The sequence below is a fragment of the methane-oxidizing endosymbiont of Gigantopelta aegis genome (genome assembly GCF_016097405.1).
Lineage (GTDB): Bacteria > Pseudomonadota > Gammaproteobacteria > Methylococcales > Methylomonadaceae > Methylomarinum.
Genome location: NZ_JAEHGD010000003.1, coordinates 43,947 through 70,566, shown reverse-complemented (window position 1 = coordinate 70,566; position 26,620 = coordinate 43,947). Strand labels below are relative to the sequence as shown.

The window sequence follows — 26,620 nt, the reverse complement described above, 5'->3', positions numbered from 1 at the left end:
CCCTATTTAAGTCATTTGTGCCGGTACCGGCTCGATAACACATTGATTCCGGCCATTGTTTTTAGCCTTGTAAAGGGCGGCATCGGCTCGTTTAAAAACCGCTTCCGCCGTATCATCCGGGTTAAATTGGCTGATGCCGCAGGATACGGTAATCCTAATTTTATGTCCGCCTGAATTAAACCCGGTCTTCTCAATTGTCTTACGCAATTTCTCGGCAATAACCAAGGCGGCCTGACTATCGGTATCCGGTAATAACATGACAAATTCCTCGCCGCCAAATCGGGCAATAAAATCCATTTTCCGACAATGTTGCTGCAACAAGCGACCAATAATCTGTAAGGTCTTATCGCCCGCTTTGTGACCAAAGCTATCATTGATTTTCTTAAAAAAATCAATATCCCAGATCGCCATCGACAACGGTGTGCCGGTTCTGCGAAAACGTGCTAATTCAGCCTCCAGCCGCTCATCATACGCCAACCGATTGGGCAATTGCGTCAGCGGATCTTTAAAAGCCAGATGCCGTGCTTGTTGCAATTGCGTTTCCAGCATGGAAGATTCATTTTCAAGCCGCTTGATTTCAGAACTGAGCTGGTCAATCTTTTGTTGGGTTTGCTGTTGTGCTGCTTTTTCCTGCTGTTGATGCTGCTGCAACTGCTGCGTAATGTTCTCCAGACTGCTGCTGACCAGTTTTTTCAAACTGTCGAGTTCAGTTGCATTGGCCGAATTTTCTTGTAAATCCTGCATTTGTTGAGCAAACGATTGATCCAGCAGATTCCGTTTTTTATTGCCTTGCACGAAGGCGTCGGATATACCTTGGGTTTGATTTCCCAGTGCATTGAGTTGGCTGCTTATTTGGCTGAGGAAACGCGCCATGTCTTGCCGTTCCCGCAGCAGATATTTTTTAATATCTGATAGTAACGTCAAGGTTTCTTCCAATAAAAACGGTAACGGCTCACCATCCTGCAACTGTATTTTTAAGGTTTCGGCACGTTGACTGAATGGTTCGGGTATTTCGGTATTTTCCAATAATTTCAACAGTTGCCGACAAATCAGATCGACATCGAGCTGTTGCTGAGGGATATCGGATACCACAGCCTGCTCTTCATCAACCAGTTCATGCAAGGCCAATAACATATCATGCTGGGTGGTATATTTACCCTGTTGCCATAATTTATAGACCCGTTCAAATTCTGTTTTACGCCTTGGAAACTGGCGCTGAAGAAACTGAATCAAAAACTTAGGATCCTGCTTGTCCGATGTTTCATCCAGCTTTAACAAGGTATTGGAAAACTGCTCAAGCTGCTGTTTCAGAGTATCATTGATCAGGCCTTTTTTGAGCTGTTTACGGATTTGCGTAAGGTAAGGGTCTAATTGTGGACTGACGCCGGTGGCAACTAACGCCAGCCGGGTAATAATTTTGCACAAGAGTTGTTCTTTTTTCTGCTGATCTTTTTCCAGCCTTTCGTGCTCGTCAATGAGGGAAAAATATTTCTTTTCCCACTTGTCTTCCGTTTTTTTTGAATTAAATAAGCTCATAGACGAAAAGTTTAGAATGCCGTGTCTGTACTAAGGATGGGGCAAGGCAAACGCATATGAATCGGAATTCCGCACCCATAAATTCATATAACCCATTGATTTTTATTAACAAACAGTCTTACAATCACTATTAATAATCAATACGTTAAAGACATATCGGCTTTTCCGCATTACATCCATGCCCCTTGTGCCAGGCTACTCCGCTGCGGGTTTGGATTCACGTTCAATCAGATCATTGATAACCTTGATCATATTTTCTTGCGACCCCGCCAAACGTGCGGTAATTTTATATTTACCATTCACAATGATGGCAGGAACGCCGGAAACCCCGTAACGCGGCGCCATCGCACGCGCCTGCCGCAGTTTGGCATCCACTAAAAAGGAGTCATACGCAGCCTCAAAAGCGGCTTTGTCTACCCCATGTTGGGCAAAAAATTCAGCCAATTCATCTTTGTCCACCAATTTTTGTCGTTTGTTTTGAATGGCATCAAAAAAGTCGGCATGCACTTTATCCAGCACGCCTAAGGCTTCGGCCGTGTAATACGCTTTCGCATGCAATTCCCATAATTTGCTGAAAACAGCCGGTTGGCGAATAAATTCGACATTGTCGGGTTTGTTTTTCAGCCATTCTGCTAACATAGGCTCAAAGCTGTAGCAATGCGGACAGCCGTACCAGAAAAACTCAATGACTTCAATTTTATCGGGATTTTGCGTCGGTTGCGCCGGGGACAACAGCTCATAGGGCATAGATTCAGCCTGACTCAAACCCATAGTGCCCAACGCCATTAAAAATACAAAAACAGCCTTTTTAAACATTACAGACTCCTTATTTCATCATGGAAATATAGTATGACACCGCCTTGATCTGTTCCTCGGTCATGCCATCGGCAATCATACGCATCATATTTTCAGAGTTGTTTTGTCGTTTACCCTGTTTGAAGTCGGTCAGTGTTTTAATCAAATAATCGGCATGCTGAGCGCGCAGAGCCGGAAATGCTGCGGGTTTATTGCCTTCGCCATAAGGCCCGTGACAGGCGATACAAGCGGAAACTTCGCGCTCTAAGTCACCATTTCGATATAAATCGCCACCCATGGCCAGTAATTCATCGAGTTCGGCTTGTTTTTTTTCGGCTGCCGCTTTTTTCGCCGCCTCATCCATTTCATCTTCGTCGTCATCGTCAAAATCCATGACGGGCAGACTCGTATTAGGCTTTACTTTATTGCTTTCATAAAAGGCGGCGATATTCTGTATCTGCTCATCGCTCAAGCCCATCGCCAAAGGTGCCATCATTGGCGCATTCCGTCGACCTTGTTTAAAATCATTGAGTTGTTTGATCAGATATGAGGCATGTTGCTCAGCCAATTTCGGAAACATGCCCGACGGGCTGTTGCCATCGGCACCATGACAGCCAGCACAAGACTCGGCCTGTGTTTTCCCTAAGCTGACATTACCCTCGGCCGCTGCGAGTGTCGATGTTGCAGTCAGTAACAATGAAATTGAAACTGTCAGTATTTTTTTTATCATCAGTTTCCCCTTATATCAGGAATGTGGTAAGTAAAAGACGCCTTTTCAGGTCGCCAGACGCTATAATGACCCGATTCTACTCTATTTGCTTTTAGGACGCGAGATAAGCATGAATCCACTGTATCATCAGGCTCAATTCAGTTGCAGCGCTTCGGCTTTGAGCAACGCACCGGAAGATACCGGCCGGGAAGTCGCCTTTGCTGGCCGTTCCAATGCCGGTAAATCCAGTGCCATCAACACGCTTACCGGACAAAATTCATTGGCTCGAATCAGTAAAACCCCTGGCCGCACGCAATTGCTTAATTTTTTTCAACTCGATGAGCAGCGTAAATTGGTTGATTTGCCAGGCTATGGCTACGCTAAGGTACCGATTGCCGTTAAACAAAAATGGCAATCGATGATGACCACCTATTTAACTGAACGCAAGGCGCTAGTTGGCATCGTTCTCGTTATGGATGTCCGCCACCCATTGACCGAATTCGACTGGCAGATGATTCACTGGTGTGAACATGCACAACTACCCTTGCATATTTTGCTGACTAAAGCCGATAAACTGAAATATGGCGCCGCAAAAAATACCTTACTGAAAGTGCAGCGCGATTTAGGCGAAGCCTCCATAGAAATTACGCTGCAACTGTTTTCTGCCTTGAAAAAAACCGGCATCGATGACGTTCATTCCATCTTAGATCAATGGTTTGGTTTTTCTCAAAGTTAAGATACCGATGCCAGCTCGCAAGGCTCTTCGCTTCAATCAGGTAGCGTTATTGACGTGACTTTTCTATCTGCTCATCCAGTATCGCCTGAATTTCAGCATCGCAGGAGCCACAGCCGGTATTTGCGCCGGTTATATCTTCAATGCGCTCCAATGTCGTTACGCCCTGGGCGATAAGCTGTAAAATTTTGTGCCGACGAACTCCGGCGCAATCACAAACAAGGCTATCGGCTGTTTTTTCGGTCATATTTGTTAAATTTATTATCTTAGGTCTTTTATTTCAGTCTAAAATCTGTATAATGCCTGTTTTTTCTAAGTGGGTGCTTAGCTCAGCTGGGAGAGCATCGCCCTTACAAGGCGAGGGTCGGGGGTTCGATCCCCTCAGCACCCACCAGAAAAATCCGGCTAATTCTAGCCTTCTTCGTGGGCGTGTTCTTTTTCCGCCATTTCGGAAATTTCCTTCAAACGCTGTACGGCCTTCTGGTTGATTGAATTGTCTGGATATTCCCCATTGTCATTCAATTCACCTGCATCCATGCCAGTCAACAATTCTAAAGCCTGATTGACAGTCTCCACGGTATAAATCGCAAAACGCTTGTCCGCTACGGCATCGATAACCGTTTGTTTTAACATTAGATTGCGTTTATTGGAAGCCGGAATAATCACCGCTTGCTCGCCGGTTAAGCCGCGCGCCTGACAGAGATTGAAAAACCCTTCTATCTTTTCGTTAATACCGCCGACAGCCTGTACCTCACCATATTGGTTAATTGAGCCGGTTACCGCAAACCCTTGCTTAATCGGCGTGCGGGTCAATGCCGAAATCAAACAACAGAGTTCGGCCAGCGATGCACTGTCGCCATCGATATGGCCATAAGATTGCTCGATAGCAATACTGGCTGAAATCGCCAACGGAAACTGCTGTGCATAGCTGTTGCCCAAATAGCCGGTTAAAATCATGATACCTTTAGTATGAATCGACTGACCTAACTCAGCCTCCCGTTCAATATCGACGATACCGCGTGAGCCTGGATAAACGGTTGCGGTAATTCTTGCCGGCGCACCAAACCGGCTGCCGCCGATTTCCAATACCGTCAAGCCATTTATTTTGCCGATTTTTTCACCTTCGCTATCAATCAGAATAGTACCATCGAGAATTTCATTGAGAATTTCTTCGGATATCCGGCCATTGCGCACGTCGCGCCCCTTCAAGGCGGCATCAATTTCTGCTTGGCCAATTTGTTGAGTTTCCTGCTGACTGATGAAATTGGCTTCACTGATAATTTCCAGCGAATCATTGATACGGGCCGACAAATAGTTTTGATTTTCGGCCAAGCGGCAACTGTGCTCAATCAGGCGTAAAATCGCATCGCGGGTTAAGGGCTTAGCGCCGATGTCTTTGGCCTGCTGTATCATCAATTGGGCAAATTGCTGGATATTTTTGTCATTACGTTCGATATGATCATCAAAATCTGACAGGATTCGGAACATCTCGTTAAATTCACTATCCATTTCTTCCAACAGATAATAAATATCACGCGGCCCAACCAGAATCACCTTGACATCCAGCGGAATGACTTCAGGCTTTAAGGTAATGGTATTGACACCCAGCTCGGTAAAAGGCGATTCAATTTCAATACGCCCAGCCTTCAATGCCCGCTTCAGACCTTCCCAGACAAAGGGATAAGTCAAAACTTTTTCGGCATCCAGAATTAAATAGCCACCATTGGCCCGGTGCAAAGAACCGGCACAAATACGCCGATAATTGGTGACCAGCGTGCCCTGGTCGCTGATATATTCGATACGGCCAAACAGATTCGAATAAATCGGATGCGATTCGTAAATAATCGGTGCGCCGGCATCGACTTTGTGATCGACCAGAATATTCGGCAAAAACTGCTCGGTCAGCAAGGCGCGTTTGGTTTTAAGCTCTAGTGCATCCTGGGTTCTGCCGGGCATTAAAAAGTCACTGATGGAGCTGGTCAGATTTTTCTTCAGTTCGGCCAGATAAACGATGACATCTTCCGTGTCCTGATATTTTTTATTCAATTCATCAAACAGCGGCGCGATAGCCTGCTCAATGGTCTGGCTATCGAGCTGGCGTAATTCATCGACCAGATTGCGGCGCCACTGCGGCAATTCCAACAGGACGTCACTTAAATATTCTTCCAATTCTTCGACATGCTGAAGAAATGTTTCCCGCTCGTCCTCCGACAACAGCATGAATTCATCCTCATCCAGCGCTTTATTATCGCGTATGGGCAGGAAGGTGATGGCCTCATTATCCCGGAACAATGCGATATTCATACTGCGGGCTTTTTTATCGACCAGCTCTATGGCTTTATTGTAGCGCTGGTTAAAATTGCGCTCGATCGCAGTCTTTTTCTGCTGATAGGTCGGGCTTTCAAACGCAGCGGGGAAGGTCGCCAGCAGGTTGTCGATGAGTTTTTCGATATCCTTGTTGAAGGCATTGCCTTGCCCTGGCGCAAGCCGGATTGCAATCGGCTCTCGCGGATTTTCAAAATTATCAACATAAGCATAAGCGGCCGGCGCATCCTGCTGGTGCGCATGCTGGCTGAGATGGTCGGTGATCATCGACAACCGTCCGGTGCCAGGCTCGCCCATCACATAGATGTTATACCCGGGGGTTTGCATGGCAACGCCAAAAACTAAGGCTGATTTAGCCCGGTCCTGCCCCAGAATCGTCGAATTACGGCCAGATACGGCCTCGCTGCCCAATGCAGTCAGTTCTATATTCAGCTTAAGTGCTGAAACCGGTAATTTTTCCATCAATCCTGCCGATCCTGTTTTTTCATCGATAACATATGCCGCATTTTGTTAACTTTTGTTTTTAAATAATGCCGATTATCATTGTGAATACTGGGCTGGATCGGAATACGTTGCGCAACATCGACACCCAGTTGTTTTAACGCATCAATCTTATGCGGATTATTGGTCATTAAGTTAACCGATTCGACCCCTAAATCGTCCAGAATCAATGCGGCAATATCATATTGCCGTTCGTCGGCTTCGTGTCCTAAATGAATATTGGCATCGACGGTATCCATGCCTTGATCCTGCAAATTATAGGCTTTCAGTTTGTTGAGCAGACCAATGCCTCGGCCTTCCTGACGCATATAAATCAAAACCCCCGAGCCTGCTTTTTCAATCATTTCCAGCGCCATATCCAGCTGTTCACCACAATCACAACGCAATGAGCCCAGCACATCACCGGTAAAACACTCGGAATGAATGCGCACCAGTACATTGGATTTTCCACACACATCGCCTTTGACAAAAGCAATATGCTCTTTATCATCAAGCGTATTACTGTAATAGTGCAGAATAAATTCCCCATATTGTGTGGGAATGCGAGTTTGTACCAAGTTTTGAATACGTGCTTTCACTATAATCTATGCAAACCTTAGGAAATTGGTTTCAAGCTGATTCAAGCAATCGTGCATCACCGACTATTCCTGATTTTATAAAGTTGACGCCGACAAGCAACAGCTTGATTGTCGTGTTATATGTGCCTATTTTACTACTGTTACAGGTTTTTCGTTTTTTTAATTCCGGCTTATGTCAGACATCCCTAAAATTCCACTAGACGCGCAAGAACTGTTAATCAATCAGCCCTTACCCTGGTCCGTTTATGGGCCGGATGACGAATTGCTGTTAAATCAAGGCGAAAAAATAGGCTGTGAACACCAAAAATACATCCTACTGACACGCGGCGTGTTTCGCGAAGCCACCTTGCAGGAAGCCCGTCAAATCAATAGCACGGAACGCACTTCCTTAGCCACACCGTTTCATGTGCTTGACACCATCCGCCAAAATTCCCATCGTCTTTTATTATCGATGCTTGCCGGAAAAAAAGACCCCGACTATCGTTTTCGTATTCTGAAAATATGCAAGGTTATCCAGAAATTATGCACAGAAAACCGAGACGCGGTACTGGGCGCGATTATTCTGGATCAAAAAAGCCTTTATACGCAGGTTCACCCGATTTTATGCGCCCTGCTGACCGAATTACTGCTACGACAAAAGAATGTACCGGAAAGTAGCCGCCAGACGGTGATTGCCGCCGCCTTGACGCAAAACTTAGGCATGATGGAATTACAGGAATCTCTCACCCGGCAGAAGACAGTCTTGACCGAAGCGCAAAAACAACGCATCCAGGAACATCCGGCCCTGAGTCGAAAAATTTTAGAGCAACATGGCATTCAAGACAAAGACTGGCTGGACAGCGTGCAAAATCACCATGAGAAACCCGACGGCTCAGGCTATCCCAAAGGTTTGACACAGGCTGAAATCAGTCTTTATGCGCGGGTACTTTCATTGGCCGATATTTATAGCGCGATGGTCTTGCCGCGCAAATATCGCGATGGTTTTTTTGTCAAAAGGGCATTACGGGAAATCTTTTTACAACGCGGCTCCAGCGTGGATAAAACCTTGGCTGAGCTGCTGATTCAGGAAATCGGCATTTATCCGCCAGGCGCTTTTGTCACCCTGAAAAATGGTGATACCGCCATCGTCATCCACCGCGGTCACAGCCAGGCCAATCAACCCATCATTCTGCCCATTCTTTCCGCGCATGGCGAGCATTACACCTCAGCACAACGCAAACAAGCCAAACCGGAAACCCCCTATGCAATTTGTCGAGTCATCCCTAGGCCCGATAACTTAACGCTGAATCTACATCAGATTTGGGGATTGAAATAAACTATTTAACCGCCCGAATCAATTTCACCATATCGCTGCTAACAGGATCTAACGTGACCTTCTGAAACGGACAAGATTGTACGCTTTTTACCGTTTCACGATTAATATTGGCGCCAAAAACTGCCCGAACTAATGGGTTCAGCGCATTCATCATCATCGCCATCACCTTATTGGAACTGAGCACATGCTCCAATAACAATACCTGTCCGCCCGGTTTGCACACACGATATAATTCCATCAAGCCTTTTTTAGGATGCGGCACAGAACAAAAAACAAAAGTGGCGACCACGGTATCGAAACTGTTATCGGCATACGGTAATGACTCAACATCCTGTAAATATAAATCAACCTTAACGCCATAACGCTGCTTTTTCTCGATGGCGCGTTGCAGCATTTTTTCACTGAAATCAATCGCTGTAATCCGCGCATCCGGCGGATAAAACGGGAAGTTTTTACCGGTACCGACGCCAACTTCCAGAATATCCGGCCCTTTAGCCTGCTGCCACAGCGTTTGTCGCCATTTTTTAAAAAACGCCCCTTCCAACACACCTTCGAGTGCATCGAAATAGGGCGCTAAACGATCATAACGCTGCCGGGTTTTATCTTCGCTGACCATCGCAATCAGTCTTCCAGTTGCTGAATACCATCTAAGTACCATTTAGGCTGAATCGCCCGCTTAGGTTTTACAAAATGCCACACCTCACGAATCTGATTCGCCTGCTCATCCGGGTTTTCGCGGATAACGGCATCAAACATCACCGCCGCTTCCAATTCATCATCCAATTCGCGCACATCCAGCAATTCAGCATCCAAATGCAGCACTTCAGTTTGATTCTGTTCCGTTGTCGCCTGTAATTGCGATTGAATTTCTGAAAATACTTTATCGGTAGTCAAGGCACGAATGTCCGCCAGATCGCGATTGTCCCAAGCCTTTTGTAATTGGTAAAACGCGTTTTTTGCCCCGGTCAGAAAATCCTGCTCATCGAAGCCCTCAGGCACTACGCTGCGTTCAAAATCAGCATCATCAAAAGCGGCGCCATGCGTCTGTTTATTCCCAAACAACACATCGGTATTGAATGGCGAAGCAGTACGCCCAGCCTGCGGCGCATCATGATGAGAAGCCGATGAATTCGAAAAATCACCCATGTTATCATCCAGGGTATTTCGCTGATAAGCCGGTTTGGGTTTGCGCGCGACAAACAGACGATACAACAAAAAGGCAATGCCAGCGAATATCAACATATCCATCAGATTTAACCCTTCGAACGCGCCACCGAATAACATGGAGCCTAACAAGCCGCCAATCGCCAATGCGCCTAACATACCCCACATACCACCCCGTCGTGACATATTTTGTCGGGCTGCCTGATTTTTCTGAGCAGCCTGTTGCTGGCTGGCAGAACGTGTGCTTTTTGAGGGCAGCGCCGAACGTCGAAATGGCGAGCTATAACTGCGCTTACTGCCAAACGAGCGCGCACCGCCAAAGCGTTTCGCTTCGACATCGGGAATACCTGCCAGCGTCAAACTGACGGCAATCATAAAACTGAGTAAAAAAGTATGTTTTTTCATAATGCTCTTTGCTTGTTAAAAGGTTTAATAAATTTCAGCGTCATCCGGTCACTTTCACCGATTTTCTGATATTTTTCTTTGTCCTGATCCCCAAGCCGCAATGAGGGTGGCAAGGTCCAGACACCTTTAGGATGCTGCGCACTGTCTTTGGGGTTGCGGTTAATTTCGGATTTATCCAATAACTCAAAACCCGCTTGTTTAGCGAATGCAATGACGGTTTGTTCATGTACATAGCCTGATTTAGCCTGTGGATCAACGGCTGTTTCCGGATTGGCACGATGTTCGACAACGCCCAGCAATCCGCCCGGACGTAAGGCTTTAAACATGGCGGCAAAAACTTGCTTCGCGGTACCCGCCTTCATCCAGTTGTGGACATTACGAAATGTTAAAACTCGATCAACACTGCCTTCTGGTGCAATGGCAAGCTGTTCCGGCGGATTTAAAACGGTCACTTTCACCTGGCCGTATATTTTGGGTTCAGAGGCCAGTTTTTGTTTAAATTTGGCCAGGCTTTTTTTGAAGTAGGGCACGCTGGAGTCTTCTGAAAAATGCGCGGCATATAAGATTCCTTCAGCTTGCAGATACGGCGCCAGAATTTCTGTGTACCACCCAGCCCCCGGCCATATTTCCACCACGGTCATATACGGCTTGACATCAAAAAATTCCAGGGTTTGCTTTGGATGTCGATATTGATCACGCGCCTTGTGCGCTTCGGAACGGTGTGGCGATTGCAGAATCTGATCCAGTCTGTCCTTTTCCGCTGCCGCCACAGACCACAAAGAAGTCATTAAAAATATCGTTAAAACCAGTTTATTCATTACCTATACCTTCTTCAGCAGGCTGATTCCAGAACTGTAACAGACTTAACATCGCTAACAGCAAAAAAGCAACCAAGGTCCAGCCGGGAATACTTAAGCCTAAAAACGTCCATAGCACATCCGCACATTCACCCGTGCCATTCAGCATCAGTTTCAATGTTTCCGTGAGTGGAAAGTTTGCAAACACATAAGACAAGCCAGGCCCACATTCCGGCACCTCATCAGGTGGTAAATGCTGTAGCCAAACATGGCGCGCAGAGATTCCGGCACCCATCAATGCTGTAATTGTGCCGATAATTGCATATATCTTACGCCCGCATGCAGCCGGGTTATGAATGGCGGCAATCAGGAACACAAGCCCGGTGAATAAAATCATGATGCGCTGCGAAATACACAACGGACAAGGTTCTAAGTATTCAACAAACTGAAAATAAGCGCCAATACCCAACATACTGAAACACGCCACAGCCCCTAGTGCAAACCAGATTCGCGGGGTTAATTTAATTTTTTCCAACATTGCTCACATCCTTTCTAAAGAGTCTGATTTCACGCGCAGGGCCGAGAATCACTAAAATATCGCCGGCGTCCAGTCGATAATCCCGCTCACCGATGGCAAAATGTAGTTCTTCATTGATTTCTTTATCGACAACACCAATCAAAACCAGATTATAGCGTGTACTTAGCTGCAATTCGCTGCTGAGCGCGCCTTCCAGTGGCGACCCTACAGGGATTTCTACCTCGGCAATGTGCAAATCTTGGCGACCAAAAACGGTATGATCAATAATATTGGTAATATCCGGCTTTTTAATCCACTCATAAATTTTACGTCCACAAATTTGATACGGATTGATGACTTTATTCGCGCCTGCGGCCAGTAACTTGTCTTCGGCATCCGGGTCATCGACAATCGAAACAATGTGAAGTTCCGGATCTATAGCGCGTGCCGACAGGGTCAAAAAGACATTATCGGAGTCTTCGGGAAAAAAGCAAAACAGGGTTTTAATATCCTTGCCAATACCGATGGATTTCAAATCTTCATCACTACGAAAATCGATAGGTGCCGTCGTCAATCCTTTTTCTTCAGCCTGTTTCAAGCGTTCAGGTGCCTGATCCACGACAATCACACAGTTACAGTCGAGCCGGTTAATGGCTTCCACAGACATACGATTAAATCCGAAAACAGCATAACGAATCATGGCTTATCCCAGTAAATGGCTTTGTTCAATTCGATCTCGAAAATGGCTAATACTGGTCGAGCGCCCTAACAGCACCAAAATATCACCCGCCTGCAGTTTAAAATCCATCGGTGGATTAAAGTAAAAATGCTGCTGTTTAATGACATATTTATTTTTATGCTTTAGATGTTTGGCGTTATGACTGATTACCCCCACCAGACTTAATTTCTGGGCATGAAAGTCGATTTCAGAAATTGATTTTTTTTCTAGCAAACTGCCTGGCTTGACCTTGACTGCTTCTAGCAAAATATTTTTCTGACCATGAAGAATCCCGGTAATCGCTTCAAAGGCCACGGGTTGACCAATATATTCAGCCGCGAGTAACCCAGAAATAATAAACGGCTCAATCACGGTATCCGCACCCGCTTGATAGAGTTTGACCACATTTTCATGCCGATTGGCGCGGGAAATAATCTGTACCTCTTTATTTAAATGGCGGCAGGTAAGGGTAATATAGACATTGATGACATCATTTCCAGTTGCACAAATGATAGTGGAAACATTATGTTTTATGCCCGCCATTTCCAGCATATCATTTTGCGTGGCATTGGCCACAAGGCTTAAATAGCCCGCTTGTTTAGCCTCCTCCACCCGTTGTTCTGAAATATCAAAGATAACAAATTTTTGTCGGTCTGCCGCCAACAAAGCCGCTAATTGTTGCCCAACCCGGCCAAAACCACAGATGATAATGAGTTCGCTATGGCTCTCCAATTCAGAAAAAGTACGCGACGTTCTGAGGCTGTCGATCTGATCATTAAAGGCTGCGACGATAATAGAGGTAAAAAAGGCCAGCACACCTAATCCACTCAGAATTAACACCATCGTCACCAGTCGTCCGCCCGTTGTTAGCGGTGTAATATCCCCATAACCGACGGTCGAAATCGTCACTACCGACCAATATAGTGCATCATAAAGGTCATCGACCGTCCCACCCGCACTGCGGTTTTCAAACAAATAAATAGCGATGCTAGAAATAAACACCAAAAAGCCAAGGAATATCAGCAGGGTGAGTAACTCAAAGCGCTTGCTCTTGATAATATCGGCAAACATTTTCAAGCTTTGCGAATAGCGCAGTATTTTAAACAACCTGAAAATCAGAAATACCCTGAGAATTCTGAGTGGTCGGTAACTCGGTAAAATCGCCAATAAATCGATAATGGCGAACGGCGTAACCATATAGGCCAGTTTTTTAGCGAAAACCTTTTTCAGTGCCGTCATAAAACGGAAACGAATCGATAAATATTCGCAGTGTTCGTAATAATCGATAATCAAACGATGGCTGTCTGAATAAATCCACATCCTGAGTAAATATTCGGCAATAAATACGCTAACGACAAAATGCTCAAGATAGATACTCCACTGCCCCAAACCATGCTCTACTTCATACACCAAAGAAGATACACTGGCGATAACCAGCACAATCATGAACATATCGAAGCGGGATTTTAATTTGCTCTTCGGGTTTTCCAGCAGGTCATAAAAAAACCGCTTACAGTGTTGGTAACGTATGGAGTTTTTTAAAAAATACGCGATATAAACAAGAAATCTGGCAAGCATTAACGCTGAAAAGTTTGGGGAACAAATGAACAGTGTAGCCGGAAAAACACGCAGATTCTATTTTTTAAACTGAATCACCTTATTCACAGGATTCAAAATCAATTCATCCATCGCAACATGACGGGGAGCGGCTAAGACATAAGCGACGACATCGGCGACATCCTCGGCCTTCAATGCCTGTTTTTCAGCTTCACCCGGACAAAAATCTAACACGTCAAAAAACGGCGTTCTGACCATCCCCGGGTTGATTAGAGAAACCCGTACCGAACTTTTACCACACTCATCGGCAAGGCTCTGGCAAAACCCCCTTAGGGCGAATTTACTGGCACAATAAATCGTGCCTTTACGCGCACCGCGCAAGGCGGCCTCCGAACCAATATAAATCAGATTAGCATGCGCTTTTTGCTTCAATTTAGCTAGCAACGCCTTGGTCAGAAAAACCTGGGCCGTAAAATTCACCGTCATCAACTGCTCAATCTGAGGCCCGGAAAATTCTTCTAACGAGGCAAAGCGCCCAAAGCCTGCGGCAAACACCACAGCATCTAGCTGCGGATGCTGTGCTTGAATTTGGCGGCATGTGTCTGGAATCGCCTCCAGCTGACTTAAATCCAATTCAACCGGAAAAAACACCGGATGCGGCTGGCTGAATTTGCTCACATCACGGCTACAACCAATCACCCGATGCCCCTGTTGCAACAATTTCCGGCTGACGGCCCGACCAATGCCCGAACTCGCACCGATCACCAATACCGTCCGTGTCATACTGTGCATGGAAAAAAGATATCTTCTGGAATATAGTCCAGCAGCATCCGGCTGCATTGCGCCATCATTTCCTGCTCCAGATCGTCCCGGTAACTGACCATACCCGCCGCATGCTGTAACGGGCTGGCAAACAGCTTTTCTTCAGGATAAAGTTTGTAGATCTTTTTATAGTATTTTTCCGGCAGCCGAAACACGCCTAAACTCACCGAATGTAACGACGCAACATCAATACGGCTGAAAACCTGCTCAAATAACTGTCGATAAGTGTCTTTGTAATGTTCTTGATAAATTAAAGGGTCAAAGCGCAAGCCTAGACGCCAGCCCTGTTGCTGCAATTTAACCATCGCTTCCAACCGTTTTTGCAAAGGCGGAGCCTTATGTTCTAATTTATCCGCTACATCCTCCGGCGACAAACTGAACGCCACAATACAACGCGGCCAAGGCGAATACTGCAATAACCGACGAATCTGCGTGCTTTTACTGCGCAACTCCAGCCAGGCATTATCCAGTTTTTCGAATTGCGGTAAAAAATAATCGACAAACCCGGTCACCGGCTCCAGCGCCAGACTGTCACAATCATAACCGGAGAAAAAATGCACCGGCTGTGCCGCATGTTGTGCACTGATTGCCCTGATGTCATCCATATAGTCTTCATAATTGACAAACAGGACATAATTGGCCGATTGATACATGCCTTGCAGAAAACAATAGCGGCAATCATACAAACAATTGAGCATGTGCGAGAAATAATAATTCTGCTGCGCACCAATGCCATAACCCGCCGGCGCGGGCAACGCATAACCTTTATGCTTACGCGCCAAAATCAAGGCCGGTTGTTGTTTTTGAATACGGAAATTCTGCGCCTTAGGATTAAACACCTCACCATAGCGTTCACATTCAATCTGCCTGGCTTCCGGAAAACGCTGGCAAATTTGTTGCACTCGTGGATGCTGTTTAATCGCTTGTTCGATATAAATTCGGGTGATCATGCGTTAAGCTGAATTTCCCGACTGCGATTTATCATGCCTGCCACCCCATCATCAAGGGAAATAAATGCTCATCCCTAAAATAATTCATCCAGTCGCTTACCGACACGACGAATATGCTCTTTTAAATTTTGATTTCTCAGGGTCTCCAGATTAACCACATCAAAAAAATAAGGCAAGTTGCTCTCTTCATTTAAACAATAAGCCAGCTTTCTGTCATCGCCAAGAACTGCAATATCCACATCACTGCCTTTTTTAAAATTACCCTTTGCCCGAGAGCCAAATAAAATGCAGGTTTTAATATTGTTTTTCCTTAATATCTCCAGAATAGTCGCTAGTTCATCCTCTGTGAATCCGAACATATCATATCTCTGAATTTATTGTGTAATGCTTCAAGCAATAAAAAATAGTCATTCTTGATTTTTTGATAAACCTCATTGGCTATGTTTTCATCATAAGTATGTACAGTAAGATTTCTGTCCATCAATGCATCCAACCATCTGCCTCCATCTTCAATCAAGCCCATACTGAAAGACTGCTTTATCGCCTCTCGTGGAGACTTTGCGTCATACCCCAAAAACCCCAGATAATCCTTCATCAATTTCCATGCAAGTTCAAAAGTCGTTTCAAAAAACTGGATACATCCTGCTTTTTCCACGATTGATGGGTTATTAATCGCCAACGCATCTTTTAACAATAAAAAAGATTTATCAAAATTCTCAAAGCGTTGAATATAGCGTACATCGTCCATTCACTCACACCTTATTTTTAGATAAGCATCTGCTGTTTTTTGCAACTGCTCATCCACCGTAATCACCACCTTCCAGCCCAATAACGCCCAAGCTTTGGAGCTACCTTATTGAATGCTATATTTTATCTCAGAATTTCCCGCAAAAAGGGAATAACTTGAATGGCTATGATAAGGCCTAACATCCACCTGTTGATTTTGTTTTCCGCTTTTATTTCAAACAATAATTTCTCTATGCTGTTTACGCGTAGGTCAATATCATGAATCTTTTGCTCAACATCTTTTTGTTCTTTATTTTTTTCTTCTGTTAAGGCAATCGCGGCTTTTTCTGCTGTTTCTTCATCAACCCCAGCCTTTCTAAATGCGTTATAAACTTCTGTAATCATGGTCGTCATAATTTTACGCCCTTACCCCCCGCTGATACTGCCATTGTCAAAGCACTAAATATATCGTATATCATTCATTAACGGATGCCTTTTTGTTCAAAAAAACTTCTGCCGTTTTCCTCAACTGCTCATCCATCGTAATCACCGGCTTCCAGCCCAATAACTCCCGCGCTTTGGCGCTATCGACCTGTAATGAACCAAACAAGCGATTGGCCACCTGCTCCTTGCCCAATAATTTGGCCACAAACCGCATCCAACTGACCGGCACCGGTACAAGCCGGGGGGGGTTATCGAGTGCCTTGGCAACCTTTCGTAATAGCTCCGTGGTCGAAACATCTTCGCCATCTGAAATCAAAAAAATCTCATTGGCCGCCTTCGGATGATCGATACAATGAATAATAAAACTCACCAAATTATCTAAAGCAACCAGTGAACGTTTGTTATGAATGGCACCAAAAGGCAGGGGAATACCTTTGTTCACCCATTTCATCATTGCGGCAAAATTAGCTTTAACGCCGGGACCATACACCAATGGCGGACGAATAATCACGACTTCCATATTCGTTTCCCGGACTAATTTTAACAGACCCTGCTCAGCTTCATATTTGGATAAACCATAAGGGTCGTCTGGTTCAACAAAATCATCGGGTTTAAACGGTTTGTTTAGCTCAGTCATTTCACCATTCACCTTGACTGAACTTAAATAAATAAACCGCTTCACACCCGAGTCAGCCGCCATTTTTGCCAAAGCCAGACTTGCATCGCAGTTGACTAAACGAAACTCATGCAAAGGATTCTCAGACTTTTCCTGCATCATATGAACCCGAGCAGCAAGATGAATCACAACATCAATATTCTGTAATTGATGTTTTAACTGTTTTCTTGATGATTGCGCATCATCAATTAATGACTCCATAGAACCAATAAGCTGTTCTACTTCTGTAGGTAACAGATTTGTTTGCTGTCGCGATAATGAAATGACTTTTTGACCAGTTTTAATTAAATAATTAACCAAAACACTACCAACAAACCCTGTTGCACCTGCTACTAAAATGTTCATTTATCAGGACCTTTTATGGCATAAATAAGCAATGCAATAAAAGCAAAAATCTGATCTATTTTTCGACGTCGTAATTGGTTTGCTTTAACAGCTAACTTAAGCACTCCTATTCTAGATGAAACATTTAGGTCATAAATCTTCAGGACATTGATTAGCATAGCTACATAATCAAAGGCTTGACCAGACAAAATAGTCTGTATTCGATGCAATTTCCCTCTAAAAGATGTATTAGCACCTATTTGATTATTATCGTGTTGCCTGTATTTCATTTTAGGAACTGAGTCAATAAACCATTTATATTGGTTATGCCTTAAAATTGCATAAGACAACCAATCATGAAGAATAAAATTATCCAACTCAGGAAACTGATTTAAATAATATTTTATTAGACTCGCTGCTTTATTAGTGAAGATATAGGTACACCCAGGCCCTGCTGCCTCGAATAAATAATCGAACTCTCTTTGTGGCTGAGCTTTATCAATTAACTTTTCTCGTCCATCTTCCCAAAAAGCAATAACATTCGCTGAATAAGCTTCTGCATGATGCTTTCCCATCTGCCCTATTCCATGGATCAACTTATCTGAAAACCAGATATCATCCTGGTCAGAAAAAGCAATATAGTCATAACCAGAAAAATCGACATCGCGAATCAATCGAAAAAAGTTTTTAGCAGCCCCTCCAAATCGTTTTCCATACCCAAGAATCGTTAAATTAATATGTTCTCGATCTAAGGTCTTGCAATAGTCATAACTATCATCTGCTGACAAATCAATACTGATAAATACCTGTACATTAACTTTAATTTGATTAAGTATGGAGTCTAGTTGCTTATTAATAAATGGCTTTCCATTATATATAGCCAACAAAACTGCAACTTTTGGAAAATCCAAAGTATTCATATGCCCTTACAGAATCAGAATATTCTCAACTTCAAATCGTTCATAAATTTTCGTTTTTATTTTTCAACTTCCAATGTTTATTAAAATTGTTATACTTTTATGTAGGAATTATATCTCTAATTATCAGTACTTAGGAATATAAGTACTTATTTAGATATTTTTGCATCCCGCGATGAAAGTATTGAATTTTTCAACAAAAAAAGCCTAAAAGCCTTATTATATAAAAAAAACTGTCTTCGAATATTCCATCGGTTTAAAACTTTGCGCCGGATAGATGAGTTTGGCTTTGTTGCATAAATAATCCACAGCGTACTCTTTTCTTAAATTCCAGTCTTTATTCATGAAACAGAATAACTTTCAGGCATACCCAGGCCTGTCATTTTATTCATTGCGCCGACGCGGAGATACGCCTCAACCATCTGAGCCGCAAAGGTCCGGTTTTTTAATTGGCCACTAAAGAGCGTTTTGATGCGAAACATAGCCGTTTCAGCCAGGCTGCGTTGATGATAACCACTTTCTTGTTTCCATGCCTTTCTCCCGATTTCAGCGCAACGTTGAACAATCGCTGTTCTTGGATGAGTTCTCCCATCTTCATCACTCGGCCATTCCACCGCCCCTTCCCGCGGCGGTATCAATGCATCGGCGCCTTTGTTACGAATCGCCTGATGACACTGGATCGTATCATAAGCGCCATCCGCCGCCACACTGGCAACTTGGTCGTGTTCATCCAGCTGCTCTAATAAATCCGGCAAGACTTCGGAATCACCAACAAAATTAGCCGTCATCTCAACTGCCACGACTTCCTGCGTTTGTGCATCAACCATGATATGGAGTTTACGCCAGGTTCTGCGCTTGCTGGCACCATGTTTGCGAACTTTCCACTCGCCTTCACCGTAGACTTTTAAGCCGGTCGAATCGACGACTAAGTGTCTTGGCGTTCGACTGCTTGAACGAGGCAGCCGAACCTCCAGAGTTTGCTGGCGGCGACTTAATGTACTGTAATGAGGAATCTGGATAGACAGCTTTAATAACTGGACTAACGACAACAAACATCCCTGTGTCGCTCTCAACGGCAGCTTAAAGAGTTCTCTCAGGGTCAATGCGCATTGAATAGCAGTATCAGAATACGTCATCGGGCTTCCTCTATAGCCTGTCTTTTCAGGCTGATGCCATTGCTTGATCATGGATTCTTCGAACCATAGCGTTAATGAACCTCGATTGATCAAGGCTTGATTGTAATTCGACCAATTCTTTAGTTTGTAGCGTTGTTTCTTTTTCTTGTCCATGCCCTATAATATGGGGATCCTTATGATTTATGCAACAAAGCCGATGAGTTTTGATATAAAATATCAGAGAACTCTTCCAACATAAGTAATGTTTCTTCCTCAACCAATGTTTCTTGTTGTTTTAAAACGCGGTATAGCTGATTTGATTGATCTATTAAATCTTTCAAGTTTTGTAAATTTAGTTTATAACGTTCTTGTTTTGTTAACGAAAACCTTCGCTTCAACACTTTAACAACTTTCTTACTAAAGCCAATTGCACCAAGTGTATTATTTTCATGCTGCCGATACAAAATCGTTGATTCATTAACAAAACCAATAGAACCAGCTGCCGCCGCGCATTGCCCCAACCACCAATCATGCATTATAACTGCACTAGAAAATGGAACTGCCAGCTCTAACAATCGCCTATTTACCATCACAGTACAACCAGTAATAAAATTTTGAATGAGTAAAACTCCTAAAGGTTGCTTTCTTTCATGTCGTAACTGTTGATATCTCATAAACGATGAAGAAATTTCATCCAATCCAGATGTAACAACCTTCAAATCGGTATGAACTAGCACCGGAAGATCATCATCTCTTTCCTGTTTCTTCATTTCTTCAAATGTCTTTATAATCTTAAAATCCAACCATACATCATCTTGATCAGCAAACATAAAATAGTTGACTTTTGGAAACATCTGAAGCGCTTCTTCTGATAAAGCTGAAAAACTTTTGACTACTCCTACATTCCCATGAGAACCCATCAAATGAATACGTTTATCTTCTAGCGCTAAAGAACGAATCAATTTCAATGTATGATCATTTGATCCATCATCACGCACAAGCAGCTTCCAATCTACAAAACTCTGTTTCTGAATACTCTCAACAAATCCTTGCAAATAACGCTCACCATTATATGTGGATAATAAAATTACAATGCTAGACATTTCACCAATTAAAAAAATACTTATTGAAATTCATTCGTATTGGAACTCCATTTATGCCAATACGTCATATTTGGACTAAATCGGTCTATTTTACAGTTTGTAGATGAGTAGCTGGCGTGTAAGGTGATAACTTCACTTTCATCTATACAAAAACTTTACAAAATCGAAAGGTAAATACCTAAATATTTTGCATAAAGTTATTTAGACGAAACCCTTTCAGCCAAAGAATAAGGAAATGCACCCCCAAACCCAATAAAATTCCCACACTTAGTCTTGCTATATCATTAATAAGTGAGTTATTCGTAATTAATACTACCAAGATTACTGGAATAGATGTTAGCAGGTTCGACAACAAAATTAACAACTGTCTGTTAAAACCAAAACTAATTACTTTTTTCGTATAGAATATATTTATAAATAGATTCACGACACTTGAAAAAAAGCATTGCTATAGCCAACCCTAACAATCCATATTTAACTCCAAGCGAAAGGCTAGCAATCACTACAACAAACTTAATCATAACTCCTCTTGCAATCAAATCACTACGCCCCACAGCCATCAATAAATTTACATTCAGCAAATGCAGAGGCCAAATAATAATTTGAAAACTTAATATTTGTAATAATGGAATACATTCTAGCCATTGATTTCCCAAAAGTATTTTTATAATAGGCTCAGCCAACAAAATCATAAACACTGCTACAGGCATTGTGATTAACAATGTTCCTTTCAAGGCTTTATTCATACCACGCTCAAGCCTTTTGGAGTCATCTGCTGCATGCGCAAACAGAGGGAATGCAACCTTGGCAGCAATCCCTGACAATGTGTTAACTGATAGGTTTTGCAAACTATTTGCTCGGTTAAATAACCCTACTTCCTGTGGAGTATAAAACTTACTCAACAATGTAGCAGGAAGGTTAGCTATCACAACATTAATCAAACGAGCAAATAACAAACTAGTCCCATATTTAATATGGGACTGAATTAATGACACATTAAAGAACAGTCGCGGCCGCCAAGGATGATAAAACCAAAGTAATACCGAGCTTACAACTCCTCCAATTAGTGTAGCATAGACCAAACTCCAAACCCCCCAACCATTCAAAGCAAAAGTAATAGCTATCATTCCAGAAACCAAGGAGGATATAGCTGAAATTATCCCTTGTGCTTTGAAGTTTAACTCTCGAGATAAAAGTGCACTTTGAATCATCCCTAAACCTCCAACAAAACCAGCTAAGGCCATAACATAGGTAATGTTTTCTAAAAGTGAACGCTTGAAAAATATTGCAATCAACGGTGCGGAAGTAGCTAACAGGCATGAACTTATGACAAGTATTATAAGAGATAAAAAGAAAATACTAGACACTTCTTCAATCGTTAACGATTTACTTTGAATAATCGCATCAGGAAGCCCTGCATTCGCAACTGTAGAAGTGATTGCAATAAAAATAGCAAGCATTGCAAACAACCCAAAATCTTCTGGGGTAAGAATCCGTGCAAGAACCAACATAACAGCAAATTGTATCCCCATACGAAAGAATTGCTCAAATGCACTCCACCCAAACATATGTTTGTACGATCGTTCTACTCTCATTTACACCTTACTTCTCAAAACAATATGGTTTTGATAAAAACCACCTAAAATGACGTTTGGCAATAAAGGATTTACGATGAAAAGCATCACCCTCACTGTACCGGCATCGAAGGCTTCGACCAAAGCTGACTCTCCGCATCAACCCGCTTTCAATAGCATGTTTTCTAAAAATATTCCAAGTTTTTAATGACCATTCTCTAGCACCTGACAATTGTTGCCATTGGCCATCAAAAACCCTTACCCACACAAGCGGCTCTTCTCCCAAGTATGCACAATCGCCTTGTTTTAGTAGATTTAGCACTAACCCAACATCACCCAAACCTGAACGTTGATATCCATACCCCCCAAAACATAGTAAATGAGGTTTAACACTCTCAATATTTTTTTTCTAAACAAAATGCACGAAGGCTCACCAACCACATTAATTTGATTTGCTAGCATAGCACAAACTAAAGACGCTCCTTCTATCAAAATATTTTCTTTAAACAAAGGTGTATTATGCAGCCTATCAGGCAAACTATTTCCGTTATCATCCACCTCCTGCCTATAAGTAGTCACAACCTTTACTGATGACAAGAACAGATATGGAAGCATTTTTTCTATACATCTGGGATGAAGAATATCATCATCATTTAAAAATTTAATATAATCACCCTTGGCTAGCTTAAATACCTCTGGATAATTTAATGCTGGCCCTTTAGCGGGAGTGTTTCTATAATATAGAATACGGGAGTCTTTTTTAGATTTAACAATATCTTCAATTTCAGAATTAGGACAATCATCACTTACAATAATTTCAATATTTTGATAGGTTTGCTCAATGGCACTATCTAAACATTCCTCAAAAATATTGCTTTATAAGCCGGAATTAAGACACTGACTAAAGGATTTTTACCCTTACTCATGAATCAACCTTTAATTTGATAATATATGCATTAGGGTAATTCTCTGCTACTGCAATATCAATAAAATTTCTATTCATAAATTCATTTACTTTCATCAGATTTTCACTATCGTCTGTTTTTTAGCAAAATAATCAATGTATACGCTCGCAAAAGACAGTGCCAATGAACCATTAGGTTTGACCTCATAAGCGCCAACTTAAGCCATTAAATCATTGATTACGTGTTGAAAAATAAAGGTGTGGCCACCACATAGAGTCTTTTGCCGACAAAAGTGAAAACCCTATGAAAAAGCAGCCACCTCACATAGATACTCGTTTTGAACAATTTGTGCAAGAACTTCCAGAAGATTATCAACAACAAGCCTATGAATTTAAAGCCTTCACGCGTGCGCGCAAGATCCGTTCGCCCTTACAACTGTTACAGTTGGTGATGCTCTACTGTGGTCTGGATTTCTCCTTGCGGAGTTGCGCCGGCGAGGTGGCTCACTTACAGGGCTACCTGAGTGATACGGCGGTAAAAAAGACTGGCGGCCTGCGTTCCTTGGGTAAAATCCTTGCTATCGGGCGTATTTGGGTTGCATCAGGTGGTTGACAGTGGTTCATTAAGCTTCGTTATTATTGATGGCTCGACCGTGCAGGAACCCGGTGCGACAGAAACCACGTATCGGCTACATATCGCGATAGATTTGATTTCACTGACATTGCGCCAGGTTGAAGTCAGTACGGACAAGATTGGCGAAAGCCTTGACCATTATGTGCTGGAATCGGGCGATGTCGTGTTGATTGATCGTGGCTACAATCAACCGAAGTCGTTGGTGCCTTTTATTGACCGAGGTGGCGATATTGTGCTGCGCTATAACGCACACAGCATGAATTTATACGAGCTTGACGAGCACGGCAAAATGATAAAAATTGACTGGGAAACGAAATTACAACGTCTCGGGAAACAAGCGGGGGCTATTCCGGTTTATTTGTGCCATGATACTAAACGAATCGCCTGCACGGTACATGCGGTTCCGTTACCTGCCGAAAAAGCGGCGCAAGCCCGGCGTAAAGCGAAACTCAGAGCGCAGAACAAAGGACGTACAGCCCAGGAAAAAACGCTCTATCTCAGTGAATGGGTCTTAATTTTAACGTCCGTGCCGGTCGAGTTGCTCAGCACCGAAACGGCTGCCGCGCTCTATCGTGTACGCTGGCAGGTGGAATTGGTGATCAAACGGCTGAAAAGCCTGTTGGCGATCAATCAATTACGTGCCCGTAAAGACAGTCAATTGGCCGAATTGTATTTACAGGGCAAACTTCTGTATGCGGTGGTTACGGAAAAGATCGCGCAGCGGTGTTTTACCAAGGCCTTGACGAAAATGGATGGGCCGCGTGCATTGACACCCTGGCGTTTGTATAAAACGATTGCTGAGGACATTAAATCAGGATTGAACGCCTGTTTTCCGAAGCAAGAACGCTTTCAGCGTGATTATTTGAAAAGCGTTAGCGAACGCCCGAGAAAACGTTCGTTGCAGAGTCTACCTGAACCGATTTTGGGAATGATTCGACAATGCAGAGAGCTGGGCGTAAGTCGTGTTTAATCAAGTGGTTGGGGGCTTAAGTTGGCGCTTATGAGGTTTGACCTCACACTTATAGCCTCTTTGTTTTGAGAATTTTTCAACATCTTCCACTAAAGGCAACGAACATTCTAAATGTTCTTTTGCCCACCAAGCACCTATAATATCAATGTGCAATTGTAGCCTTTCCACTTCATTTACCCCTTCAACCTGAAATGGATTAAGTAAAACAACTGATTTTTTTGCCTTGGCACAAAGTTGTTCTAAGAATACATCTCTATCTTCAACTGGAATATGTTCTAATACATGACATGATACAACAACATCAAATGACTTATCCTCAAAAGGCAAATCAACTCCAGATATCCCATTAATGTTAGGCTCAACTAAACAATAGTTGTTTGTCGATATGAATTGCGCTAAATACCCCCATAAGCGCCAACTTAAGCCATTAAATCATTGATTACGTGTTGAAAAATAAAGGTGTGGCCACCACATAGAGTCTTTTGCCGACAAAAGTGAAAACCCTATGAAAAAGCAGCCACCTCACATAGATACTGTTTTGAACAATTTGTGCAAGAACTTCCAGAAGATTATCAACAACAAGCCTATGAATTTAAAGCCTTCACGCGTGCGCGCAAGATCCGTTCGCCCTTACAACTGTTACAGTTGGTGATGCTCTACTGTGGTCTGGATTTCTCCTTGCGGAGTTGCGCCGGCGAGGTGGCTCACTTACAGGGCTACCTGAGTGATACGGCGGTAAAAAAGACTGGCGGCCTGCGTTCCTTGGGTAAAATCCTTGCTATCGGGCGTATTTGGGTTGCATCAGGTGGTTGACAGTGGTTCATTAAGCTTCGTTATTATTGATGGCTCGACCGTGCAGGAACCCGGTGCGACAGAAACCACGTATCGGCTACATATCGCGATAGATTTGATTTCACTGACATTGCGCCAGGTTGAAGTCAGTACGGACAAGATTGGCGAAAGCCTTGACCATTATGTGCTGGAATCGGGCGATGTCGTGTTGATTGATCGTGGCTACAATCAACCGAAGTCGTTGGTGCCTTTTATTGACCGAGGTGGCGATATTGTGCTGCGCTATAACGCACACAGCATGAATTTATACGAGCTTGACGAGCACGGCAAAATGATAAAAATTGACTGGGAAACGAAATTACAACGTCTCGGGAAACAAGCGGGGGCTATTCCGGTTTATTTGTGCCATGATACTAAACGAATCGCCTGCACGGTACATGCGGTTCCGTTACCTGCCGAAAAAGCGGCGCAAGCCCGGCGTAAAGCGAAACTCAGAGCGCAGAAAGGACGTACAGCCCAGGAAAAAACGCTCTATCTCAGTGAATGGGTCTTAATTTTAACGTCCGTGCCGGTCGAGTTGCTCAGCACCGAAACGGCTGCCGCGCTCTATCGTGTACGCTGGCAGGTGGAATTGGTGATCAAACGGCTGAAAAGCCTGTTGGCGATCAATCAATTACGTGCCCGTAAAGACAGTCAATTGGCCGAATTGTATTTACAGGGCAAACTTCTGTATGCGGTGGTTACGGAAAAGATCGCGCAGCGGTGTTTTACCAAGGCCTTGACGAAAATGGATGGGCCGCGTGCATTGACACCCTGGCGTTTGTATAAAACGATTGCTGAGGACATTAAATCAGGATTGAACGCCTGTTTTCCGAAGCAAGAACGCTTTCAGCGTGATTATTTGAAAAGCGTTAGCGAACGCCCGAGAAAACGTTCGTTGCAGAGTCTACCTGAACCGATTTTGGGAATGATTCGACAATGCAGAGAGCTGGGCGTAAGTCGTGTTTAATCAAGTGGTT

The 26,620-nt window shown here is 43.5% G+C and carries 30 protein-coding genes and 1 tRNA gene; 7 read left to right on the top strand and 24 right to left on the bottom strand.

All coding sequences use genetic code 11. The features are described 5' to 3' along the window. Positions 1-6: 6 nt before the first annotated feature. The 3 genes from JEU20_RS14220 to JEU20_RS14210 form a co-directional block, all read right to left on the bottom strand. Positions 7-1,536, bottom strand: a complete 1,530-nt coding sequence (locus tag JEU20_RS14220) for a GGDEF domain-containing protein (RefSeq protein ID WP_198246804.1) — start codon at positions 1,534-1,536, stop codon at positions 7-9. 195 nt (positions 1,537-1,731) lie between these two features. Continuing rightward, complete coding sequence (locus JEU20_RS14215; RefSeq protein WP_198246803.1) at positions 1,732-2,352, bottom strand: thiol:disulfide interchange protein DsbA/DsbL; 621 nt, start codon at positions 2,350-2,352, stop codon at positions 1,732-1,734. A gap of 10 nt (positions 2,353-2,362) precedes the next feature. Further along, the gene (locus tag JEU20_RS14210) at positions 2,363-3,061 is read right to left on the bottom strand and encodes a c-type cytochrome (RefSeq protein ID WP_198246802.1); all 699 of its coding nucleotides are present in this window, start codon (positions 3,059-3,061) and stop codon (positions 2,363-2,365) included. Positions 3,062-3,170: 109 nt separating this feature from the next. Here JEU20_RS14210 and yihA point away from each other — a divergent pair, with 109 nt between their 5' ends. Next, complete coding sequence (gene yihA / locus JEU20_RS14205; protein ID WP_198246801.1) at positions 3,171-3,776, top strand: ribosome biogenesis GTP-binding protein YihA/YsxC; 606 nt, start codon at positions 3,171-3,173, stop codon at positions 3,774-3,776. A 46-nt stretch (positions 3,777-3,822) separates the two neighbouring features. Here yihA and JEU20_RS14200 read toward each other — a convergent pair whose 3' ends face one another. Continuing rightward, entirely contained in the window at positions 3,823-4,020 is a 198-nt protein-coding gene (locus JEU20_RS14200) for a (2Fe-2S)-binding protein (RefSeq protein WP_198246800.1), read from the bottom strand. Between the two features lie 71 nt (positions 4,021-4,091). On the opposite strand from JEU20_RS14200, the gene JEU20_RS14195 reads away from it, so the two are divergent. Then, positions 4,092-4,167, top strand: a tRNA-Val gene (locus JEU20_RS14195). A gap of 17 nt (positions 4,168-4,184) precedes the next feature. On the opposite strand, the gene JEU20_RS14190 is transcribed toward JEU20_RS14195, so the two are convergent. Then, positions 4,185-6,560: a Lon protease family protein gene (locus tag JEU20_RS14190; RefSeq protein WP_198246799.1), complete on the bottom strand. Its 2,376-nt coding sequence runs from the start codon at positions 6,558-6,560 to the stop codon at positions 4,185-4,187. After that, positions 6,560-7,177 carry a GTP cyclohydrolase II gene (ribA, locus tag JEU20_RS14185; RefSeq protein WP_198246798.1) on the bottom strand — a complete coding sequence of 206 codons (618 nt, stop codon included), beginning with the start codon at positions 7,175-7,177 and terminating at the stop codon, positions 6,560-6,562. Before ribA ends, JEU20_RS14190 begins: the two co-directional genes overlap by 1 nt. A 172-nt stretch (positions 7,178-7,349) precedes the next feature. Between ribA and JEU20_RS14180 the strand changes: the two genes are divergently transcribed. Next, positions 7,350-8,492, top strand: coding sequence for an HD-GYP domain-containing protein (locus tag JEU20_RS14180; protein WP_198246797.1), 1,143 nt, complete (start codon positions 7,350-7,352; stop codon positions 8,490-8,492). A 1-nt stretch (position 8,493) separates the two neighbouring features. Here JEU20_RS14180 and JEU20_RS14175 read toward each other — a convergent pair whose 3' ends face one another. From JEU20_RS14175 to JEU20_RS15530, 17 genes are all read right to left on the bottom strand, one after another. Continuing rightward, on the bottom strand, positions 8,494-9,108 hold the full coding sequence (locus JEU20_RS14175; RefSeq protein WP_198246857.1) for a class I SAM-dependent methyltransferase: 615 nt from the start codon (positions 9,106-9,108) through the stop codon (positions 8,494-8,496). A gap of 5 nt (positions 9,109-9,113) precedes the next feature. Further along, positions 9,114-10,061, bottom strand: coding sequence for a Tim44 domain-containing protein (locus JEU20_RS14170; RefSeq protein WP_245395283.1), 948 nt, complete (start codon positions 10,059-10,061; stop codon positions 9,114-9,116). Further along, positions 10,058-10,879 carry a class I SAM-dependent methyltransferase gene (locus tag JEU20_RS14165; RefSeq protein WP_198246796.1) on the bottom strand — a complete coding sequence of 274 codons (822 nt, stop codon included), beginning with the start codon at positions 10,877-10,879 and terminating at the stop codon, positions 10,058-10,060. The genes JEU20_RS14170 and JEU20_RS14165 overlap by 4 nt, the downstream gene beginning before the upstream one ends. Next, entirely contained in the window at positions 10,872-11,396 is a 525-nt protein-coding gene (locus JEU20_RS14160; protein WP_198246795.1) for a disulfide bond formation protein B, read from the bottom strand. Before JEU20_RS14160 ends, JEU20_RS14165 begins: the two co-directional genes overlap by 8 nt. After that, on the bottom strand, positions 11,380-12,075 hold the full coding sequence (locus JEU20_RS14155; RefSeq protein WP_198246794.1) for a potassium channel family protein: 696 nt from the start codon (positions 12,073-12,075) through the stop codon (positions 11,380-11,382). The genes JEU20_RS14160 and JEU20_RS14155 overlap by 17 nt, the downstream gene beginning before the upstream one ends. 3 nt (positions 12,076-12,078) lie before the next feature. Then, entirely contained in the window at positions 12,079-13,671 is a 1,593-nt protein-coding gene (locus JEU20_RS14150; protein WP_198246793.1) for an NAD-binding protein, read from the bottom strand. Positions 13,672-13,728: 57 nt separating this feature from the next. After that, positions 13,729-14,442, bottom strand: a complete 714-nt coding sequence (locus JEU20_RS14145; RefSeq protein WP_198246792.1) for an SDR family oxidoreductase — start codon at positions 14,440-14,442, stop codon at positions 13,729-13,731. Next, complete coding sequence (locus JEU20_RS14140; protein ID WP_198246791.1) at positions 14,430-15,422, bottom strand: SPL family radical SAM protein; 993 nt, start codon at positions 15,420-15,422, stop codon at positions 14,430-14,432. Before JEU20_RS14140 ends, JEU20_RS14145 begins: the two co-directional genes overlap by 13 nt. Before the next feature lie 74 nt (positions 15,423-15,496). Continuing rightward, the gene (locus tag JEU20_RS14135; RefSeq protein WP_198246790.1) at positions 15,497-15,781 is read right to left on the bottom strand and encodes a nucleotidyltransferase domain-containing protein; all 285 of its coding nucleotides are present in this window, start codon (positions 15,779-15,781) and stop codon (positions 15,497-15,499) included. Continuing rightward, complete coding sequence (locus JEU20_RS14130; protein WP_198246789.1) at positions 15,754-16,170, bottom strand: nucleotidyltransferase substrate binding protein; 417 nt, start codon at positions 16,168-16,170, stop codon at positions 15,754-15,756. Before JEU20_RS14130 ends, JEU20_RS14135 begins: the two co-directional genes overlap by 28 nt. 122 nt (positions 16,171-16,292) lie before the next feature. After that, positions 16,293-16,562 (bottom strand): hypothetical protein, encoded by a 270-nt coding sequence (locus tag JEU20_RS14125; protein ID WP_198246788.1) that lies wholly within the window; start codon positions 16,560-16,562, stop codon positions 16,293-16,295. Between the two features lie 61 nt (positions 16,563-16,623). After that, positions 16,624-17,613, bottom strand: coding sequence for a UDP-glucose 4-epimerase family protein (locus JEU20_RS14120; protein ID WP_198246787.1), 990 nt, complete (start codon positions 17,611-17,613; stop codon positions 16,624-16,626). Further along, the gene (locus JEU20_RS14115) at positions 17,610-18,512 is read right to left on the bottom strand and encodes a glycosyltransferase (RefSeq protein WP_198246786.1); all 903 of its coding nucleotides are present in this window, start codon (positions 18,510-18,512) and stop codon (positions 17,610-17,612) included. Before JEU20_RS14115 ends, JEU20_RS14120 begins: the two co-directional genes overlap by 4 nt. A 338-nt stretch (positions 18,513-18,850) precedes the next feature. After that, the gene (locus JEU20_RS14110) at positions 18,851-19,798 is read right to left on the bottom strand and encodes an IS5 family transposase (protein ID WP_198242941.1); all 948 of its coding nucleotides are present in this window, start codon (positions 19,796-19,798) and stop codon (positions 18,851-18,853) included. Positions 19,799-19,818: 20 nt separating this feature from the next. Next, complete coding sequence (locus tag JEU20_RS14105; protein WP_198246785.1) at positions 19,819-20,727, bottom strand: glycosyltransferase family 2 protein; 909 nt, start codon at positions 20,725-20,727, stop codon at positions 19,819-19,821. Between the two features lie 383 nt (positions 20,728-21,110). Beyond that, the gene (locus JEU20_RS14100; RefSeq protein WP_198246784.1) at positions 21,111-22,295 is read right to left on the bottom strand and encodes a lipopolysaccharide biosynthesis protein; all 1,185 of its coding nucleotides are present in this window, start codon (positions 22,293-22,295) and stop codon (positions 21,111-21,113) included. 327 nt (positions 22,296-22,622) lie between these two features. Further along, positions 22,623-23,171, bottom strand: a complete 549-nt coding sequence (locus JEU20_RS15530) for a glycosyltransferase family 2 protein (RefSeq protein WP_198246855.1) — start codon at positions 23,169-23,171, stop codon at positions 22,623-22,625. A gap of 338 nt (positions 23,172-23,509) precedes the next feature. Here JEU20_RS15530 and JEU20_RS15435 point away from each other — a divergent pair, with 338 nt between their 5' ends. Both JEU20_RS15435 and JEU20_RS14090 read left to right on the top strand, forming a co-directional pair. Further along, the gene (locus tag JEU20_RS15435; RefSeq protein WP_198245660.1) at positions 23,510-23,818 is read left to right on the top strand and encodes a hypothetical protein; all 309 of its coding nucleotides are present in this window, start codon (positions 23,510-23,512) and stop codon (positions 23,816-23,818) included. Then, positions 23,781-24,809: a transposase gene (locus JEU20_RS14090; RefSeq protein ID WP_245395178.1), complete on the top strand. Its 1,029-nt coding sequence runs from the start codon at positions 23,781-23,783 to the stop codon at positions 24,807-24,809. The genes JEU20_RS15435 and JEU20_RS14090 overlap by 38 nt, the downstream gene beginning before the upstream one ends. On the opposite strand, the gene JEU20_RS14085 is transcribed toward JEU20_RS14090, so the two are convergent. Beyond that, positions 24,810-25,136 carry a class I SAM-dependent methyltransferase gene (locus JEU20_RS14085; RefSeq protein WP_198246783.1) on the bottom strand — a complete coding sequence of 109 codons (327 nt, stop codon included), beginning with the start codon at positions 25,134-25,136 and terminating at the stop codon, positions 24,810-24,812. Positions 25,137-25,358: 222 nt separating this feature from the next. Between JEU20_RS14085 and JEU20_RS15430 the strand changes: the two genes are divergently transcribed. Further along, positions 25,359-25,622 (top strand): hypothetical protein, encoded by a 264-nt coding sequence (locus JEU20_RS15430; protein WP_245395281.1) that lies wholly within the window; start codon positions 25,359-25,361, stop codon positions 25,620-25,622. Then, positions 25,585-26,610, top strand: coding sequence for a transposase (locus JEU20_RS14080; RefSeq protein WP_245395280.1), 1,026 nt, complete (start codon positions 25,585-25,587; stop codon positions 26,608-26,610). Before JEU20_RS15430 ends, JEU20_RS14080 begins: the two co-directional genes overlap by 38 nt. Positions 26,611-26,620 lie beyond the last annotated feature (10 nt).